This is a genomic window from Akkermansia sp. GGCC_0220, from assembly GCF_017566105.1.
Classification (GTDB): Bacteria; Verrucomicrobiota; Verrucomicrobiia; order Verrucomicrobiales; family Akkermansiaceae; genus Akkermansia; species Akkermansia massiliensis.
On record NZ_JABFCI010000043.1, the window covers coordinates 1 to 1,562 of the forward strand.

The window sequence follows — 1,562 nt, forward strand, 5'->3', positions numbered from 1 at the left end:
AGGTGAAGTTTCTGGTGGTTGCAGGAGTGGTTCCATCCCAGGAGTCCCGGCGTTGAACGGGACGCATCAGAGCGTCGTAACCGTATTCATGGCTGGCCGCCGATTCTCCATCCGCTCCCTTCCTGTAACCGATGGCGGTTACGAGGTTGAGCCTGGGATGATAGATATTGCTATGGCCCAGCCCAAAGGAAGCGTCCTGGGTCATGTTGCCGCAAGCGTCATAGGAGAATTCCCTGATATCAAAGCGTCCCTGACGGAGGTCATCTGCCCCAGATGGTTGTAGGTAAACTCCCATCCGTCGTATCGTCATTGTGAGAGACAAAGACGAGTTCTCCGATAAGGGATGCATAGGCATATATTGTCGCAATGCCGCGTGCTCATTGAATCCTCGGGCCCTGTCACATACAAGCTTTACAAGAGGGAGCAGGTCAGATAGCACGCTAAATGCTGATAAATTATATCAGTTTCTGTTTTTATAAACTCAAAAGTAAAAATTTTATCAAATAATTTTAATGCCCGTATTCTTTAAATCCTGCCAGTTTAAGGCTGGAGGAGAATACTTCACCAACGGAAGAAACATTTTCTCCTTCTTTAAATCCGTCTTCCTGGTAGAGTTTTAATTTTTCCTTCATGGTGCCACGTGAAGTAGATTTAAGTCTAGAGCCGGTATATATTTTTATGCCGGAGATGCTGCTTTTCATGACAATTAGATCATGATAGAAAATATTGGGTAGTAATTGTTTTTGTTGGTAGATGAGCAACTGTTCTGCAGGTGGTCCTTCAACTTGGTAATAGTATTTTGCATATTCATTTTTTAATTGCTCAAAGCTTGATTGTTCTAGTACATTTTTCCAATGATGGATACTCCATGCTGTGTATCCATAATTAATACAAGTAAGGATAATTAACCCAGCGATGACAAAAATAAAAATTCTTATTAATTTTTTCATTTTTAAATTTAAATTAAAGAAATGGAAAAAATGCTTTAACTTGATCTTCGTATAAAGTAACTTCACATCCTGTATTTTGTTCAAGCCGTTTTTTTAAATACGGAGATGAGCCCAAATAACATGCTCGTATTTCAAGTTTGCAAGATGAACAAAAATTAATTTTTTTAAACATGTCGGATATTTCTGTCTTATTTGCATTTTCAGTTAAGAACCTTTCTCCCCAATGCGCCCTTACATTTGTATCATTTTTTCTAATCCAGGGTTCTTCCCCATGCATAATAATAATTAAACTACGGATGCATTGGCAGGATTCTTCACATTCTGAATTCGGTTTAAAATCTGAAGGAACATGTGTAACTTTTCCTGCTAAAAGTGCCTTAATAGCTTTATCTCCTAATTTATCTAACTTTCTTTTACAAGCAAAATACGAAAGTTTAATGCCTCTGCTCTGGCCAACTCTATCTGGTATGGGAGGAGGAGTAAAAGCTGGATCTAAAGGAGAGGAGCTCACCATTCCTAAAAAATCAACATTTTTCTGAATATGATTTTTTATAAACCCATACAAATTCCATCCACCCTGTTCGACGATAGGATCGCGATTGGTCCACCTGC

At 39.1% G+C, this 1,562-nt stretch carries 2 protein-coding genes and 1 pseudogene; all 3 read right to left on the reverse strand.

The window, feature by feature from the left end:
- A partial coding sequence (locus HJW02_RS12870) for a hypothetical protein (RefSeq protein ID WP_208050661.1) occupies nucleotides 1-205 on the reverse strand: 205 nt, incomplete at its 3' end.
- Between the two features lie 304 nt (nucleotides 206-509).
- Nucleotides 510-950, reverse strand: a complete 441-nt coding sequence (locus tag HJW02_RS12875) for a hypothetical protein (RefSeq protein WP_146019163.1) — start codon at nucleotides 948-950, stop codon at nucleotides 510-512.
- A gap of 13 nt (nucleotides 951-963) precedes the next feature.
- A pseudogene (locus HJW02_RS12880) lies at nucleotides 964-1,562 on the reverse strand (hypothetical protein); the annotation flags it as partial.

Bases quoted from the DNA above. Each gene is read 5' to 3' on its own strand.
- HJW02_RS12875 (WP_146019163.1), bottom strand. From the start codon at position 950: ATGAAAAAATTAATAAGAATTTTTATTTTTGTCATCGCTGGGTTAATT.